This is a genomic window from Variovorax sp. Root318D1 (assembly GCF_001424835.1).
In the GTDB taxonomy this organism is placed as follows: domain Bacteria; phylum Pseudomonadota; class Gammaproteobacteria; order Burkholderiales; family Burkholderiaceae_C; genus Variovorax.
In genome coordinates this window covers 87067-102760 of record NZ_LMCQ01000012.1, presented here as the reverse complement: position 1 = coordinate 102760, position 15694 = coordinate 87067, and the positions used below count along the sequence as shown (strand labels likewise).

General features: G+C 67.3%; 15 protein-coding genes. 10 read left to right on the top strand and 5 right to left on the bottom strand.

From position 1 onward, the window contains the following. Window positions 1-138 precede the first annotated feature (138 nt). The 5 genes from ASC78_RS10745 to ASC78_RS10725 all read left to right on the top strand — a co-directional run bounded on the left by ASC78_RS10745 (window position 139) and on the right by ASC78_RS10725 (window position 4116). The gene (locus ASC78_RS10745; RefSeq protein ID WP_055800523.1) at window positions 139-1305 is read left to right on the top strand and encodes an MlaE family ABC transporter permease; all 1167 of its coding nucleotides are present in this window, start codon (window positions 139-141) and stop codon (window positions 1303-1305) included. 61 nt (window positions 1306-1366) lie between these two features. Further along, complete coding sequence (locus ASC78_RS10740) at window positions 1367-2185, top strand: ABC transporter ATP-binding protein (RefSeq protein WP_055800520.1); 819 nt, start codon at window positions 1367-1369, stop codon at window positions 2183-2185. A 14-nt stretch (window positions 2186-2199) separates the two neighbouring features. Next, entirely contained in the window at window positions 2200-3171 is a 972-nt protein-coding gene (locus ASC78_RS10735) for an MlaD family protein (protein ID WP_055800518.1), read from the top strand. A gap of 14 nt (window positions 3172-3185) precedes the next feature. Further along, window positions 3186-3845 (top strand): ABC-type transport auxiliary lipoprotein family protein, encoded by a 660-nt coding sequence (locus tag ASC78_RS10730; RefSeq protein ID WP_443082712.1) that lies wholly within the window; start codon window positions 3186-3188, stop codon window positions 3843-3845. A gap of 49 nt (window positions 3846-3894) precedes the next feature. Continuing rightward, a complete protein-coding gene (locus ASC78_RS10725) occupies window positions 3895-4116 on the top strand; it encodes a hypothetical protein (protein WP_021005054.1) in 222 nt (73 codons plus the stop codon). Window positions 4117-4155: 39 nt separating this feature from the next. On the opposite strand, the gene ASC78_RS10720 is transcribed toward ASC78_RS10725, so the two are convergent. Then, window positions 4156-5019 (bottom strand): IclR family transcriptional regulator, encoded by an 864-nt coding sequence (locus ASC78_RS10720; RefSeq protein ID WP_055802040.1) that lies wholly within the window; start codon window positions 5017-5019, stop codon window positions 4156-4158. A gap of 144 nt (window positions 5020-5163) precedes the next feature. Between ASC78_RS10720 and ASC78_RS10715 the strand changes: the two genes are divergently transcribed. The 5 genes from ASC78_RS10715 to fahA all read left to right on the top strand — a co-directional run bounded on the left by ASC78_RS10715 (window position 5164) and on the right by fahA (window position 10755). Then, a complete protein-coding gene (locus ASC78_RS10715; RefSeq protein ID WP_055800515.1) occupies window positions 5164-6123 on the top strand; it encodes an MBL fold metallo-hydrolase in 960 nt (319 codons plus the stop codon). 134 nt (window positions 6124-6257) lie between these two features. After that, a complete protein-coding gene (locus ASC78_RS10710; protein WP_055800512.1) occupies window positions 6258-7895 on the top strand; it encodes an FAD-dependent oxidoreductase in 1638 nt (545 codons plus the stop codon). An 8-nt stretch (window positions 7896-7903) separates the two neighbouring features. Then, complete coding sequence (locus ASC78_RS10705; RefSeq protein ID WP_055802037.1) at window positions 7904-8101, top strand: DUF2783 domain-containing protein; 198 nt, start codon at window positions 7904-7906, stop codon at window positions 8099-8101. Window positions 8102-8131: 30 nt separating this feature from the next. After that, window positions 8132-9457: a homogentisate 1,2-dioxygenase gene (hmgA, locus tag ASC78_RS10700; protein ID WP_055800509.1), complete on the top strand. Its 1326-nt coding sequence runs from the start codon at window positions 8132-8134 to the stop codon at window positions 9455-9457. A 29-nt stretch (window positions 9458-9486) separates the two neighbouring features. Then, on the top strand, window positions 9487-10755 hold the full coding sequence (gene fahA / locus ASC78_RS10695; protein ID WP_055800506.1) for a fumarylacetoacetase: 1269 nt from the start codon (window positions 9487-9489) through the stop codon (window positions 10753-10755). 140 nt (window positions 10756-10895) lie between these two features. Here the strand turns inward: fahA and mrdA are convergent, their stop codons facing one another. The 4 genes from mrdA to ASC78_RS10675 form a co-directional block, all read right to left on the bottom strand. Further along, a complete protein-coding gene (gene mrdA / locus ASC78_RS10690) occupies window positions 10896-12863 on the bottom strand; it encodes a penicillin-binding protein 2 (protein WP_055800503.1) in 1968 nt (655 codons plus the stop codon). 64 nt (window positions 12864-12927) lie between these two features. Continuing rightward, window positions 12928-13449, bottom strand: a complete 522-nt coding sequence (mreD, locus tag ASC78_RS10685) for a rod shape-determining protein MreD (RefSeq protein ID WP_055800500.1) — start codon at window positions 13447-13449, stop codon at window positions 12928-12930. After that, complete coding sequence (gene mreC / locus ASC78_RS10680) at window positions 13446-14402, bottom strand: rod shape-determining protein MreC (RefSeq protein ID WP_055800497.1); 957 nt, start codon at window positions 14400-14402, stop codon at window positions 13446-13448. The genes mreD and mreC overlap by 4 nt, the downstream gene beginning before the upstream one ends. 86 nt (window positions 14403-14488) lie before the next feature. After that, window positions 14489-15532, bottom strand: coding sequence for a rod shape-determining protein (locus ASC78_RS10675; protein WP_007833435.1), 1044 nt, complete (start codon window positions 15530-15532; stop codon window positions 14489-14491). Window positions 15533-15694: the final 162 nt, after the last annotated feature.

Below are 15694 nucleotides of genomic sequence, written 5' to 3'. Positions count from 1 at the left end.
GCCGCAAGTGTCTCGCCGGACGGCGTTCCGCCCTACGCAAACCGGAGCCGCAACGTAAGAAGGACGCCGACTCATCCGGTTACGATGCGGCCATCGAGACCGCCTCTTTTTTCTTACTTCGCCCTGCACCGCCGCATCATGTCCCCAGCAACTTCGACTGCCGACGCACCCGCCGCCGGCAGCGCGTTGCCGCGTGTCGAAGAACGCGAGGAGGACGGTCGCCGCTGGACCGTGGCCAGCGGCCGCTGGACCACGCTGGCCATGTCGTCGCGCCCTTCGTGGCAGGCACTTACCAGGGACCTGGCGGGCGCGCCTCCGGCTGAAGACCGCGCCTGGGATCTGCGTCCCATCGAGCAGCTCGATCACATCGGCGCGCAGTTGTTGTGGGAGCACTGGCGCCATGCCTGGCCGGCCACGCTCGAGATGTCGCCGCAGCACAAGGCGGTGCTCGACCAGGTGGCCCTGTACACGGTGGGAACGCCCGACGAGCCGCCGCCCACGCTGGCCGAGCGCCTGAAGCATTTCTCGCACACCGGCCCGCGCGCGCTGGAAATGATGCGCGATTTCGTCGGGTTGATCGGCCAGCTTGCGCTCGATGCCTTCACGCTCCTGCGCGCGCCGCACCGCGCGCCCTGGCGGGATTTTTCGGGGCACCTCTATCAGTTCGGCGCCACGGCACTGCACATCACGGCGCTGGTCGGCCTGTTGATCGGCGTGGTGCTGGCCTATTTGATCTCGCAGCAGCTGCGCCAGTACGGCGCCGAGGCCTTCGTGGTCAACATCCTCGGGCTGTCGCTGATCCGCGAGCTCGGGCCGGTGCTGGCCGCGGTGCTGATTGCGGGGCGCTCGGGCTCGGCCATCACGGCGCAGATCGGCGTGATGCGCGTGACCGAAGAGCTCGACGCCATGCGCGTGATGGGCATTCCGCACGGCTTCAGGCTAGTGATGCCGCGCGTGCTGGCGCTGGCCATCGCGATGCCGCTGATCAGCCTCTGGACCTCGATGGCGGCACTCGTGGGCGGCATGTTCGCGGCCGACGCCGCGCTCGATATTTCGCCGTCGTACTTCCTGTCGGCATTGCCGCGCGCGGTGCCGATCGTCAACCTCTGGCTCGCGCTCGCGAAGTCGGCGGTGTTCGGCATTCTGATTGCGCTGATCGGCTGCTACTTCGGCATGAAGGTGAAGCCGAACACCGAAAGCCTGGGGCGCGGCACCACCTCGTCGGTCGTGACCTCGATCACAGCGGTGATCCTGGTCGACGCGCTGTTCGCGGTGCTGTTCAAGGGCGTGGGGTTCAGGGCATGAGCGCAGCGCCGGGCCGCCCCAAGCAAGCTCGCACCGCAGTGCGAAGCGCGGAGGTTTTCGAGTGACCGATTCCCCAGTCGTCGTCGACATCCGCAAACTCTGGACGGTGTTCAAGAACGCCGACGGCGAGCATGTGGTGCACCGCGACCTCGACCTGCACATCGAGCGCCGCGAGGTGCTCTCGCTGGTCGGCGGATCGGGCACCGGCAAGACCGTGCTGCTGCGTCAGATCCTCGGCCTCGAAAAGCCGTCGAAGGGCACGGTCGAGGTGCTGGGCCGTGCGCCCGGCGAGCTCAGTGCCAAGGGCGCGGCCAACGTGGGCATGCTGTTCCAGCACGGCGCGCTGTTCTCTGCCTTCAGCGTGCTTGAGAACATTGCTTTCCCGCTGCGCGAGCTCAAGCTCTTGCCGGACGAGCTCATTCGCAACGCGGCGCTGGTCAAGCTGCAGATGGTGGGCCTCCAGCCCCGTCATGCCAACATGAGCCCGGCGGATTTGTCGGGCGGCATGATCAAGCGCGTGGCGCTGGCGCGTGCGCTCATCATGGACCCGCCGCTGCTCCTGCTCGACGAACCCACTGCCGGCCTCGATCCCGAATCCTCCGACAGCTTCTGCGATTTGCTGCGCGGCCTGCACCGCGAACTGGGGCTGACGGTGGTGATGGTCACGCACGACCTGGACACGCTGTTCGACCTGAGCACCCGCATCGCGGTGCTGGCCGACCACAAGGTGATCACCAGCGGCTCGGCGCGCGAAGTCATCACGTATCCGCATCCGTTCATCCACGAATATTTTCTGGGAGGGCGCGGCCAGCGTGCCCTGGAGGCCCTGCATGACAAACCCGCCAAAGCCCCGCCGCCACCCGTCGGCGCGGGCCACTGAAAGGTAGCCACATCATGGAAAACAAAGCCCATGCCATTGCCGCCGGCGCTTTCGTGCTCGGCCTCATCGCCGTGCTCGTGGGGCTGGTGGTCTGGTTCACGCGCGACAACACCGTGCGCAACGTCTACGAACTCTCCACCCGCGACGCGGTCAGCGGCCTGCAGCCGCAAGCCATGGTGCGCTACCGTGGCATCGCGGTCGGCAAGGTGACCTCGATCGACTTCGACCCCAAGGTGAAGGGCAACGTGCGCGTGCGCATCACCGTCGACGAACGCGTGCCGCTCACCACCTCGAGCTTTGCCACGCTGAGCTACCAGGGCGTGACCGGCCTGGCCTTCATCGCGCTGGACGACAAGGGCGAATCGAACGTCGTGCTCAAGCCCAACAACGACGATCCACCGCGCATTCCGCTCAAGCCCTCGATGCTGGCGCAGCTGCAGGACCGCGGCGAATCGATCATCAACCGGGTCGAGGAAGTGACCAAGCGCGCCAACACCCTGCTGGGCGACGACAACCAGAAGCGAACGGCCGACGCGCTCGAAAACATCGCGGCGGCCTCGGCCAGCGCCAACGCGCTCATCAAGCAGCTCGACAACACGGTGAAGACCGGCCTGAACCCCGCGCTGGCCGCACTGCCCGACACGATGACCTCGGTTAAAAAGGCGGCCGGCGACGTCTCGCGCGTGGCCAATAACTTCAACACCACCGTGGGCCGGCTGAACGCGCCGGACGGTCCGGTCGAGCGATTGAGCGACGGCACCAAGGCGCTGGCTCAGGCGGTCGATTCGTTCAATGCCGCGACGCTGCCGCGGGTGAACCGCGTGGCCGACGACACCTCCCGCGCGGTGCGCCGGCTCGGCCGCGCGGCCGATGGCATCAACGACAACCCGCAATCGCTGCTGTTCGGCTCCGGAGGCACCGCCGCGGGGCCCGGCGAGCCCGGCTTCTCGGCGCCGCCGGCCACCAACTCCCTGGCACGCCCCTGAAGGCGATGATGACCATGAAGAACAAAGCCACTCGCATCCCGACGTTCACCGCCGCCGGCCTTGCCTTGCTGATCGCCGGCTGCGGCGCGCTGCCGGACAAGCCGGTGCGCGCCACGCTGTACGACTTCGGACCGGGCGCTGCCTCAGCGGCCACCGCCGCCCAGCCGCCCACGGCCGCTTTGCCCACGCTCGCACTCGCCGAGATCGAGAGCAATACCCGGCTCGACGGCACGCAGATCCTCTACCGCCTCGGCTATGCCGATGCCAACGAGCTGCGCCCTTACGGGCAGTCGCGCTGGAGCCTGCCGCCAGCGCAGCTGATGCGCCAGCGGCTGCGTGACGCGCTCGCCGAGCGGCGCACCGTGCTCGGCCCGGAAGAAAGCGCGACCATCGCACGCACCGAGGGCAAGGTGCCCGACACGCTGCGCATCTCGCTCGACGAGTTCAGCCACTATTTCGAGTCGGCCGGCAGCAGTGTCGGCCTGGTCCGGCTGCGCGCCACGCTGATCCGCGGCGGCAGCGGCGGCGACCGCGTGGTGGGCCAGCGGACCTTCACCGTACGGCATCCCGCGCCGAGCGCCAACGCGCCCGGCGGCGTCAAGGCACTGGCCGCGGCCACCGATGCGGCCGTGGCCGAGGTCGTGCAGTGGGTGGACCAGCAGGCGCGGCCGTAGGCTCGGCTCACAAGGCAAGGCGAATTTTCATCACTGGAGGAGACCCACCATGAACGCAACACGCATCATCGGCATCCTGCTCGTCGTCGCAGGCATCGCGGGACTCGGGCTCGGCGGCTTCAGCTTCACGAAGGAAACGCACCAGGCCAAGCTGGGTCCGTTGGAGTTCTCGGTGAAGGAGAAGCAGCAGGTCAACTTCCCCGCCTGGGCGAGTGTGGCCGCCATCGTGGTGGGCGGCGCGCTGGTGCTGCTGGGCGGCAAGAAAGGCTGAGCCGGGTCGGGACGCCCGAATCGCGGGACGGGCCCGGGGTCAGGGACCCGATTTTCCGGAACCGTTTTTTCCGGCAGGCGCTGCGCCCAGCCGCCCGGAGACCGTGCCCGCGCAGGCCTTGAGCGCGCGTGCGATTTCGCCGTCCCAGGCGGTATCGAAGATGGCCGCCGGCCCAATGGCCGTGACCGACAGCACGATGGCCCCCGTGTGGTCGAACACCGGCGCTGCCATGGCGCTCACACCTTCGATCACCTCGCCTTCGGAACGGCTGATGCCGTGCAGCCGCACTTCCTGCAGCTGGCGCTCGAACTCGCTCCACGCTGGCAGGGGTGGTTGCGGCGGCATGCCGGCCTCAGGCGGCTCTTCGCCGGACTTGCGCTGCTTCTCGCGCCGGCCCTCTGCGTCGAGCAGCTGCCTGACCGTGTCAGCGGCGAGGTAAGCGGCAAAAATTCGGCCCGAGGCCGTGTTCGTGAGCGAGAACACCGTGCCGTGCCGCATGTTCACGTGCACTGGCGAAGGCGATTCGGCCGTGCGAACGATGGTGGCGCCGCGCGCGCCCCAGACCGCGAGCGCCACCGTGTGGCCGAGGCGCTGGGCCACCTCGGCGATGAGCGGCGTCGCAATGTGCACCGGGTCGGCCTGCTGCAGGCTGATGAGCCCCAGTTGCAAGGCCAGCGGCCCGAGCAGATAGTGGCCGCTGGCGCGGTCCTGCTCGATCAGGCCGAGCCGCCCGAAGCTCACCATGTAGGGATGGGCCTTGGCGGCCGTCATGTCGGCTTCCCGCGCCAGGTCTTTCAGCGCCATCGGCCGGCCGTGGTGCACCAGCGCGCGCAGCAGCTGGCCACCCACCTCGATGCTTTGGATACCGCGCTGGGCGGCGCGGTCGTTGTCAGGGGCTGACATGGCCGCCTTGGCGTCTGATTGTTCGTTCATGAAGAAGGGATTAGACATTAACCGATCTCGGGTTTAAACTCGCCAAATTCGTTAACCGCGAATTCATTTGCTTTAGACGAACAAGATAGCCAGCCATCCAACGGAGACATTCCCATGAGCCAAGCCAAGAAGTTCGCCAGCCAGGCCGACCTGGAAGAGAAGAAGATCACCTTCAGCCAGATCTCCGAGCACGCCTGGGCCTACACCGCCGAGGGCGACCCCAACACCGGCATCGTCATTGGCGACGATTGCGTGCTGGTGGCCGACACCCAGGCCACGCCCGCCATGGCGGCCGACGTGGTGCGCCGCATCCGCGAAGTGACCGACAAGCCGATCAAGTACGTGGTGCTCACGCACTACCACGCGGTGCGCGTGCTGGGCGCGGCCGGCTACGGGGCCGAGCACATCCTTGCCAGCCAGGACACGCGCGACCTGATCGTCGAGCGCGGCGAGCAGGACAAGGCCAGCGAGATCGGCCGCTTCCCGCGCCTGTTCCAGAACGTGGAAACGGTGCCGCCGGGCCTGACCTGGCCCACCATGACCTTCACCGGCAAGATGACGCTGTGGCTGGGCAAGCTCGAGGTTCAGCTGATTCAGCTGGGCCGCGGCCACACCAAGGGCGACACCGTCGTGTGGCTGCCAGAGGAGCGCACGCTGCTTTCGGGCGACCTGGTCGAATTCGGCGCCACGCCGTATGCAGGCGATGCCTACTTCCAGGACTGGCCGCAGACGCTGGACAACATCGCCGCGCTCAAGCCCGCCGCGCTGGTGCCAGGCCGCGGCGCCGCGCTCACCACGCCCGCCGAAGTGGCCGAAGGCCTGACCGGCACGCGCAACTTCATCTCCGACGTATACGCCAGCGTGCAAGAGGGCGTGAAGGCCGGCCGGGACCTCAACACGGTCTACAAGGACACCTACGCGAAGCTCAAGCCCAAGTACAGCCAGTGGGTGATCTTCGACCACTGCATGCCTTTCGACGTGAGCCGCGCGTACGACGAAGCCTCGGGCCACGCCGATCCGCGCGTGTGGACGGCGGAGCGGGACATCGAGATGTGGAAGACGCTGGAAGGCTGATTGCCTTGCTCCCTCCCCTCCCGGGGGAGGGTTGGGGTGGGGGCAGGCAGAGCGCCAATTTCAAGCGCCGCCGAGCCCCCATCCCAGCCTTCCCCCAAAGGGGGAAGGAGCAAGACAAGACACGGAGACAACACGTGATCGACTATCAAAGCCTGCGCTTCGACTACAAGCGCCACGCCGACCAGGACGCGGCCACGCCCGCCCGCCACCCGGTGGTGATCGTCGGCGCCGGCCCCGTTGGCCTCACGCTGGCCATAGACCTTGCGCTGCGCGGCATTCGCGTGGTGCTGCTCGACAACGACAACACGCTTTCGAGCGGCTCGCGCGCGATCTGCTTTGCCAAGCGCACGCTCGAAGTGTTCGACCGCCTCGGCTGCGGCGACCGCATGGTCGACAAGGGCGTGTCGTGGCACGTCGGCAAGGTGTTCTTCCACGACGAACAGGTCTACCGCTTCGACCTGCTGCCCGAGCCCGGCCACGAGCGCCCTGCCTTCATCAACCTGCAGCAGTACTACGTCGAAGGCTATCTCGTCGAACGCGCCGCGGCGCTGCCGCTGATCGACCTGCGCTGGAACAACAAGGTCGTCGGCATTGCACAGAACGGCGATGCTGCGGTGCTCACGGTCGAGACGCCCGAGGGCAGCTACCAGCTGGCGGCCGATTACGTTGGCGCCTGCGACGGCTCGCGCTCCAACATGCGGCAGCTGATGGGCCTCGAAGCCAAAGGCCGCGTGTTCCGCGACCGCTTCCTGATTGCCGACATCACGATGGATGCGGACTTGCCTACAGAGCGCCGCTTCTGGTTCGACCCACCGTTCCACCCCGGCCAGAGCGTGCTGCTGCACAAGCAGGCCGACGGCATGTGGCGCGTCGACTTCCAGCTCGGCTGGGACGCCGATCCGGTGGAAGAACGCAAACCCGAGAACATCACGCCGCGCGTACGCGCGCTGCTCGACAGCATCGGCTTTGAGGGCGTGCAGTTCCAGATCGGCTGGGCCAGCGTCTACACCTTTGCGTGCCAGCGCATGGAGCACTTCCGCCATGGCCGCGTGCTGTTCGCGGGCGACTCGGCGCACGGCGTGTCGCCCTTCGGCGCGCGCGGCGCCAACTCGGGCGTGCAGGACGCCGACAACCTCGCATGGAAACTCGCCGCCGTGCTCGAAGGCGACGCGCCCGATGCGCTGCTCGACAGCTATGCGAGCGAGCGCGAATACGCGGCCGACGAGAACATCCGCAACTCCACGCGCGCCACCGACTTCATCACGCCCAAGAGCGAAGTGAGCCGCCTGTTCCGCGACGCAGTGCTGGAGTTGACGAAGCGCCATGCCTTCGCGCGCACGCTGGTCAACAGCGGGCGGCTTTCGGTGCCCGCGGTGCTGCGCGACTCGCCGCTCAACACGCCTGATGCCGACGCGTTCAAGGGCGCGATGGTGCCGGGCGCCGCCGCGGCCGATGCGCCGCTCGTGCGGGCCGACGGCAGCACCGGCTGGCTGCTGCGCGAATGCGACCCGGTGCGGTTCACCGCGCTGGTGTTCGGCACCGGCGAGGCGGCCGAGCGCAGCCTGCAGGCACTGAAGGGCTGCGACTTTCCGCTGCACATCGTGCGCGTGCAAGGCGCGTCGTCCGAAGGCGCACTTGCCACGCAGCGCTACGACGCGCAACCCGGCACCGTGTATCTGCTGCGGCCCGACCAGCATGTGTGCGCACGCTGGCGGCATCCCGCGGCCGAGAACATCCGCGCCGCCATCGACCACGCATTGGCAAAGACTTGAGCACCACCATGCAACAGCGGCAACAACACCTGAACACGGCGCCGAACCTCGAAGCGCCGGACGATTTCTACGAAGCGCTGATCGAGGCGCACCAGGGCCTTTCCACCGAAGAGAGCAACGCGTACAACGCGCGCCTCGTGCTGGTGCTGGCCAACCACATCGGCTCGCTCGCCGTGCTGCGCGAAGCGCTCGACGCGGCGAAGTAAGACCATCCCCAGCCATTTCATGAGGACACCATGACCACCGCAACCCCCGCCGCCGAACGGCTCTATCAAAGCGGCTTCGGCAACGAGTACGCCAGCGAGGCCGTCGCGGGCGCCCTGCCTCAAGGCCGCAACAACCCGCAGCGCGCGCCCTTCGATCTGTACACCGAGCTGCTTTCGGGCACGGCCTTCACCGCGCCGCGCCGCGAGAACCGCCGCACCTGGCTCTACCGCCGCCAGCCCTCGGTGGTGTCGGGCCGCTACCAGCCGTACGCGCAGGCGCACTGGACCACCGGCGCCGACCGCGAGATCGCGCTGCCGCCCGAGCCGCTGCGCTGGAATCCGCTGCCGCTGGACGGCGCGGCCGAAGCCGACTTCATCGACGGCATGCACACGATCGCTGCCAACGGCGACGCCGAAGCGCAGGTGGGCATCGGCTCGCTCATGTACCTGGCGGGCCGTTCGATGGAGCGCCGCGCTTTTGTCAACGCCGATGGCGAGATGCTCGTCGTGCCGCAGCAGGGTCGCCTCGTGATCACGACCGAGCTCGGCGTGCTCGACGTGAAGCCCGGCGAAATCGCGCTGCTGCCGCGCGGCATGGCGTTCAAGGTGGCGCTGCCGGATTCGGAGGCTGGCGCCGGGCCCTCGCGCGGCTATGTCTGCGAGAACTACGGCGCACATTTCCGCCTGCCCGAACTCGGGCCCATCGGCTCCAACGGCCTGGCCAACGCGCGCGACTTCCAGGCGCCCGTGGCGGCTTTCGAGGACGGCGGCGGCGCCTACGAACTCGTCAAGAAGTTCGGCGGTCGCTTCTGGAAGGCACCGGCGAAGCAGTCGCCCTTCAACGTGGTCGCATGGCACGGCAACCTGGCGCCGGTGAAGTACGACACGGCCAATTTCATGGTCATCGGCTCGATCAGCTTCGACCACCCCGATCCGTCGATCTTCACCGTGCTGACCTCGCCCACCGACACGCCCGGCACGGCGAACTGCGACTTCGTGATCTTCCCGCCGCGCTGGATGGTGATGGAGAACACCTTCCGCCCGCCATGGTTCCACCGCAACCTCATGAGCGAATTCATGGGCCTGGTGCTGGGCGAGTACGACGCCAAGCCGGGCGGCTTCAAGCCTGGCGGCGCGAGCCTGCACAACTGCATGGTGCCGCACGGACCGGACGAGGAAGCCTTCGACAAGGCCGCGCACTCCGACCTGAAGCCGCACAAGCTGGACAACACGCTGGCCTTCATGTTCGAGAGCCGCTTGCGCTTCATTCCGACGAACTTCGCGCTCCAGAGCCCCGCGCTCGATACCGACTATGCGAACTGCTGGGCTGGCCTCCAGGACCAGTTCAAGCCGTGACCTCGTTGGACACTTACAGAAAGACATTCATGACCACCGCATTGAACGCCACCCATGACCCGAAGCTGCGCAGCTGGGTCCAATCGGCCAACGAGCCCGGCTGCGACTTTCCGATTCAGAACCTGCCCTTCGGACGCTTCCGCGCCGCCGGCAGCAACGAAGGCTTTCGCATCGGCGTGGCCATCGGCGACCAGGTGCTCGACCTCCGGGCCGCAGGCCTCACCGGCACCGACGATATGAACGCGCTGATGAGCGCCAGCGCGAAGGACCGACAGGCTCTGCGTGCCGCTATCTCCGCAGGCCTTGCCGAAGGCAGTGGCAAAAAGGCGGAATGGTCGAAGGCGCTGCTGCCGCAGGCCAAGGCCGAGATGACCGTGCCCTGCCGCATCGGCGACTACACCGACTTCTACACCGGCATCCATCACGCGACCACCATCGGCAAGCTGTTCCGACCCGACCAGCCGCTGATGCCCAACTACAAGTGGGTGCCCATCGGCTATCACGGCCGCGCCTCGTCCATCGGCGTGAGCGGGCAGGTCTTCAAACGTCCGCAGGGGCAGACCAAGGCGCCGGATGCGGTCGAGCCGAGCTTCGGCCCGTCGAAGCGGCTCGACTACGAACTGGAACTCGGCTTCTTTGTCGGCCGCGGCAACGAACTCGGCGAGCCGATTGCCATCGGCGAGGCCGAAGAGCATCTGTTCGGCGTGACCCTGCTCAACGACTGGTCGGCGCGTGACCTGCAAGCCTGGGAGTACCAGCCGCTCGGGCCGTTTCTCTCGAAGAACTTCGCGAGCACGCTCTCGCCGTGGATCGTGACGATGGAAGCGCTGGCACCGTTCCGCGCCAGATTCGAGCGCCAGGCGGGAGACCCGCAGCCGCTGCCATACCTCGATGCGCCCTCCAACCGCGAAAGTGGCGCGCTCGACATCACGCTCGAGGTGCTGCTGCAGACGGCAAAGATGCGCGCCGCGGGCGACGCCCCTGCGCGCCTCACGCGCGGCAACACCACCGAGGCCGCCTACTGGACCGCCGCGCAGCTCGTCACGCACCACACGGTGAACGGCTGCAACCTGCAGCCCGGTGACCTGCTGGGGTCGGGCACGCTCTCGGGCCCCAAGCCCGACGAAGCCGGTTCGCTGATAGAGATCACACTGGGCGGCAAGCAGGCGATCACCTTGCCCAACGGCGAGAAGCGCACCTTTCTCGAAGACGGCGACACGCTGATCATGCGCGGCTACTGCGAGCGCGCGGGGGCGGTGCGGATCGGCTTGGGTGAAGTCAGCGGCACGGTGGCTTAGAGCCTTATCCCCTCCCCGCGTTGTCCCCTCTCCCTCTGGGAGAGGGCTAGGGTGAGGGCAGGCGGCCTTACAACATCGCGCGGCCTTGAATGCCGCTTGCCCTCACCCCAACCCTCTCCCAGAGGGAGAGGGAGCAAGATTCAAGGGGCGGTTGCAGCCGTGGCGGCCGCCGGCCACGCCACTTCGCTGGCTACGCGCGGCTTGCCCATGGGGGCGGCGGCCTTGCCGACCTTGATGGCGGCCATGTCGGCTTCGCTCGGGTACTGGTCCAGCAGCCAGTAGTCGAACACGCGGCGCGCAATGGGTGCCGCGGCGCCGGCGCCCCAGCCGGCGTTCTCGACGATCACGGCCAGGGCGATCTTCGGATCGTTCACCGGCGCGAAGGCCATGAACAAGGCGTGGTCGCGCTGGTGCTCCTCGAGGGCGCGTGCGTTGTACTTCGTGTTCTGCGCCTGCGTCACGGCCTGCGCCGTACCGGTCTTGCCGGCTGCCTGGTAGCTGGCACCGGCGAAAACGCCGCGCGCCGTACCGCTGGTAACCACGCTGGTCAGGCCCTCCCGAATCACCGCAACGTTGGCGGCGGTGTAGCCGAGGTTCTCGGCCGGCGGCTGCGGCAGCGGCGCCACTTCACCGCTCACCGTGTTGCGCGTGGCCAGCACCAGATGCGGCTTGTGCTTCAAACCACCGTCGGCCACGATGGCCGTGGCCTGCGCCAGTTGCAGCATGGTGAAGGTGTTGTAGCCCTGGCCGATGCCCAGCGAGATGGTCTCGCCCGCATACCATTTCTTCTGCTCGGGCCGCTTGTAGGCGTTGCGCTTCCACTCGGTGCTCGGCAGCACGCCGCGCACTTCGCCGCCCAGGTCGATGCCGGTGATCTGCCCGAAGCCCATCGGCTTCATGAAGTCGTGGATCAAATCCACGCCCATCTCGTTGGCCAGCGAGTAGTAATAGATGTTGCTCGACACCTGGATCGAGCGCCGCATGTCGACGCCGCCCAGGTTGCCTTCGGGGCTGCCGAAGCGGTGGCCGCCGAAGTTGAAGTAGCCGGGGTCGTTCACCACCACGTTCGGGCCGCGCTTGCCGGTCTGCAGCGCGGCCAGCGCCATGAAGGGCTTGTAGGTCGAGCCGGGCGGATAGGTGCCGCGCAAGGCGCGGTTGAGCAGCGGCTTGTCGAGCGACTCGCTGAGCTCCTTCCAGCTTTCGGTGTCGATGCCCTCGACGAACAGATTGGGGTCGAAGGTCGGCTTGCTCACGAAGGCCAGCACCTCGCCGGTCTTGGGATCGATGGCGACCAGTGCGCCGCGGCGGTCGCCGAACATGTCTTCCACCAGCTTCTGCAGCTTGATGTCGAGCGACAGCATCACGGTGTTGCCGGGCGTGGCCGGATGGCTCGCGAGCCGACGCACCGCACGGCCGCCGGCCGATGTTTCCATCTGCTCGACGCCGGTCTGGCCATGCAACGTCTTCTCGTAGCTTTGCTCGATGCCGAGCTTGCCGATGTAGTCGGTGCCCTTGTAGTTGGCCTGGTCTTCCTCGGCCCAGTCTTCCATCGCGGTCTTCTCGCGCTGGTTGATGCGGCCGATGTAGCCGAGCACGTGCGAGGCGATCTCGCCATGCGGGTAGTTGCGGAACAGCCGCGCCTTGATCTCCACGCCCGGAAAGCGGTAGCGCTGCGCCGCGAAGCGCGCCACCTCCTCGTCGCTCAGGCGGGTGCGGATCGGAATGGAGTCGAAGCTGCGCGAGTCCTCGCGCAGCCGCTTGAAGCGGCGGCGGTCGCGCGGCGAGACCTCGAGCACCTGCGTCAGGCTTTCGATGGTTTCCTCGACGTCGCCCACCTTGGAGGGCGTGATCTCCAGCGTGTAGGCCGAATAGTTCGAGGCCAGCACGATGCCGTTGCGGTCGAGGATCAGGCCGCGATTGGGCACCACCGGCACGATGGCCGTGCGGTTGCTCTCGGCCTGCTCGGCCAGGTCTTCATGCCGCACCACCTGCAGGTACACCAGCCGCGCGCCCAGCAGACTGAAGGCGAAGAGCACCACCATGCCGATCACGATCACGCGGCGCTTGAAGCGCGCGAGGTCGGCGGCAACGTTGCGGATTTCGGTCATGGCGGCGTGAGCTTAGGCGCGTGCAAGTGCGGTGGCAAATGCAACGGCAAATTTGAGCTTTGGCTTAGAGGGGACGGTTCTCGTCGGGTTCCGGCGTACGGCGCTGAGGGGCCAGCAGAAGCGCGGTCGCCAAGGGCCACAGCACGGCTTCGAGCGCCGGGGAAATCAACACCGTCCAGCCCGGGAATACGCCGCCGCCAACCAGGCGCGTGACAACCTCGACCAGCTGCGAAACCGCAAAGAGCGGCAGCACCTGCAGCGCTTGCGACAACACCGGGTACCAGAGCAGGCGCCGGTGGATGGTGATCGCGAAGAAGCCCAGTGTGGTGTAAGACAGCGCATGCTGGCCCAGCATGGAAGCTTGGTGCACGTCCATGCACAGGCCGAAAACGAAGGCCACGCCAATGCCCACGCGCATCGGCTGGTGCACGCCCCAGAACACGATGGCCAGGGCCAGCAGGTCGGGCATCCACGCGGCGCGGCCGATCGGGATCATGTTGATGAGCAGCGCCACCACCAGGCTCGACCACATGAAGAGCGGGCTCACGGGCAGCAGGAGCTGCTGTTGTCCGGGACGCTTGATCATCGGGCGCGCTCCGCGGGTTTCTTGTCGGCCTTGGCGGACTTGGCCTCCGGCTTCTTGCGCACCGCGGCTGCGGGCGCGGCGGGCGGCGGCGCCGAGGGCGTGCCCGTGGGCGCCAGCACCAGCACGTAGCGCGCGGCCGTCACGCGGGCCAGCGGCACGCAGTAGATGCGCGCAAAGGCGGAGTCGGCACGCCGTTCGATGCGCTCGATCTTCGCCACCGGCAGGCCCGGCGGATAGACGCCGTCGACACCGCTGGTGGAAAGCAGGTCGCCCTCCTGCAGGTCGGCATTGGCGGCCATGAAGCGCAGCTCGAGCCCACCGCCGTGCGCCGACGCGTCGCCGAAGGCCACGCTGCGCACGCCGGTGCGGGTGTTCTGCACCGGGATGGAAAGATCGCGGTCGATCACCAGCGTGACTTCGCTGGTGAATGGCAGCACCTGCGTCACCTGCCCGAGCACGCCGTGCGCGTCGATCACGGGCGAGCCTGGCGCCACGCCCTGCGTGAGCCCCTGATCGATGACGATCTTGCGCGTGTACGGGTCGGCCGCGTCGTACAGCACCTCGGCCGCACGGCCCGGGGCCTGGGTGGTCTGGCGCAGATCGAGCAACGCGCGCAGCCGCGCGTTGTCCTGCGCCAGGGTATCGGCCTGGCTCGCGCGTTCAGCCTGCAGCATGAGCGCCTTGCGTGCCTCGTTTTCGTTGCGCTGCGCAGTCTGCAGGTCTTCCAGATAGCGGCCGCCGCCCACCACCAGCTGCACCGGCTTGAGCGCCAACCATTGCACCGGGTAGAGCACCGCGCCGACGGCCGCGCGAAGGGGCTGCACGAGATGGAGGCGCGCATCGGCCACCATCAGGAACAGCGCCAGCGCGCCGAAGAAGATCAGCTTGCTCAGCGCCGACTGCCCCTGGTTGAACAGGGGCGGGGCTGTGCGATCGAGCGTGCCCAAGGGCATGGTTCAGGCCTGGCGGAGCAACAACGTCAGATGGCAAAAAGGCCGGCCTGCGCAAGCAGAGCCGGCCGATGATGGCGGTGGCGCATTCACTCGCTCGTGAAGATGCTTCCCAAGCGGTCCATGCGCTCGAGGGCAATGCCGCAACCGCGCACCACGCAGGTCAGCGGGTCTTCGGCCACCAGCACCGGCAGGCCGGTTTCCTCGGCCAGCAGGCGGTCCAGATCGCGCAGCAGCGCGCCGCCGCCGGTGAGCATCATGCCGCGCTCGGCGATGTCGGCGCCGAGTTCGGGCGGGGTCTGTTCCAGCGCGTTCTTCACGGCCGAGACGATGTTGTTGAGCGGATCGGTCAGGGCTTCCAGCACTTCGTTGCTGCTGATGGTGAAGCTGCGCGGCACGCCTTCGGACAGGTTGCGGCCCTTGACTTCCATCTCCTTGACCTCGGAGCCCGGGAAGGCCGAGCCGATGTTCTTCTTGATCACCTCGGCCGTCGGCTCGCCGATCAGCATGCCGTAGTTGCGGCGGATGTAGTTGATGATGGCTTCGTCGAAGCGGTCGCCGCCCACGCGCACGGAGCCCTTGTAGACCATGCCGCCCAGGCTGATGACGCCCACCTCGGTGGTGCCACCGCCGATGTCGACCACCATAGATCCCGAGGCTTCGCTCACGGGCAGGCCGGCGCCGATGGCCGCGGCCATGGGTTCTTCGATGAGATAGACGGAAGTAGCACCGGCCGCTTCGGCCGCGTCCTTGATGGCGCGGCGCTCGACCTGGGTGGAGCCGCAGGGCACGCAGATGATGATGCGCGGGCTGGGCGTGAGCAGCGTCCGCGGGTGCACCATCTTGATGAACTGCTTGATCATCTGCTCGGTGATCACGAAGTCGGCAATCACGCCGTCCTTCATCGGGCGAATCGCCTCGATGTTGCCGGGCACCTTGCCCAGCATGGCCTTGGCTTCGCGGCCGACAGCCTGGATCACCTTCTTGCCGTGGGGACCGCCTTCGTGGCGGATGGCGACCACCGAGGGCTCGTCCAGCACAATGCCCTTGTTGCGGGCAAATATCAGTGTGTTGGCGGTGCCGAGGTCGATCGCAAGGTCGGTCGAAAAGTACCGACGGAAAGCTCCAAACATGTGCGGAATCCTCTGGAGCACGGCCTGCGCGTCGGCAGATCGTCGCTCTGTTTTTGGTCGTGTGACGGGGTGAATTGATTGTTTTTGGCGCAAAAGCCGGCGCGTTCGCGGGGGTTGCGGCAAAGGCGGGATAATACCCGAATCCCCTCTGGAATCCCGTGT

Excerpts from the sequence above, each read along its gene's own strand:
- ASC78_RS10745 (WP_055800523.1), top strand. The coding sequence starts at position 139 with ATGTCCCCAGCAACTTCGACTGCCGACGCACCCGCCGCCGGCAGCGCG.
- ASC78_RS10735 (WP_055800518.1), top strand. The coding sequence starts at position 2,200 with ATGGAAAACAAAGCCCATGCCATTGCCGCCGGCGCTTTCGTGCTCGGC.
- ASC78_RS10730 (WP_443082712.1), top strand. The coding sequence starts at position 3,186 with ATGAAGAACAAAGCCACTCGCATCCCGACGTTCACCGCCGCCGGCCTT.
- ASC78_RS10725 (WP_021005054.1), top strand. The coding sequence starts at position 3,895 with ATGAACGCAACACGCATCATCGGCATCCTGCTCGTCGTCGCAGGCATC.
- ASC78_RS10720 (WP_055802040.1), bottom strand. The coding sequence starts at position 5,019 with ATGTCAGCCCCTGACAACGACCGCGCCGCCCAGCGCGGTATCCAAAGC.
- ASC78_RS10715 (WP_055800515.1), top strand. The coding sequence starts at position 5,164 with ATGAGCCAAGCCAAGAAGTTCGCCAGCCAGGCCGACCTGGAAGAGAAG.
- ASC78_RS10705 (WP_055802037.1), top strand. The coding sequence starts at position 7,904 with ATGCAACAGCGGCAACAACACCTGAACACGGCGCCGAACCTCGAAGCG.
- hmgA (WP_055800509.1), top strand. The coding sequence starts at position 8,132 with ATGACCACCGCAACCCCCGCCGCCGAACGGCTCTATCAAAGCGGCTTC.
- fahA (WP_055800506.1), top strand. The coding sequence starts at position 9,487 with ATGACCACCGCATTGAACGCCACCCATGACCCGAAGCTGCGCAGCTGG.
- mrdA (WP_055800503.1), bottom strand. The coding sequence starts at position 12,863 with ATGACCGAAATCCGCAACGTTGCCGCCGACCTCGCGCGCTTCAAGCGC.
- mreD (WP_055800500.1), bottom strand. The coding sequence starts at position 13,449 with ATGATCAAGCGTCCCGGACAACAGCAGCTCCTGCTGCCCGTGAGCCCG.
- mreC (WP_055800497.1), bottom strand. The coding sequence starts at position 14,402 with ATGCCCTTGGGCACGCTCGATCGCACAGCCCCGCCCCTGTTCAACCAG.
- ASC78_RS10675 (WP_007833435.1), bottom strand. The coding sequence starts at position 15,532 with ATGTTTGGAGCTTTCCGTCGGTACTTTTCGACCGACCTTGCGATCGAC.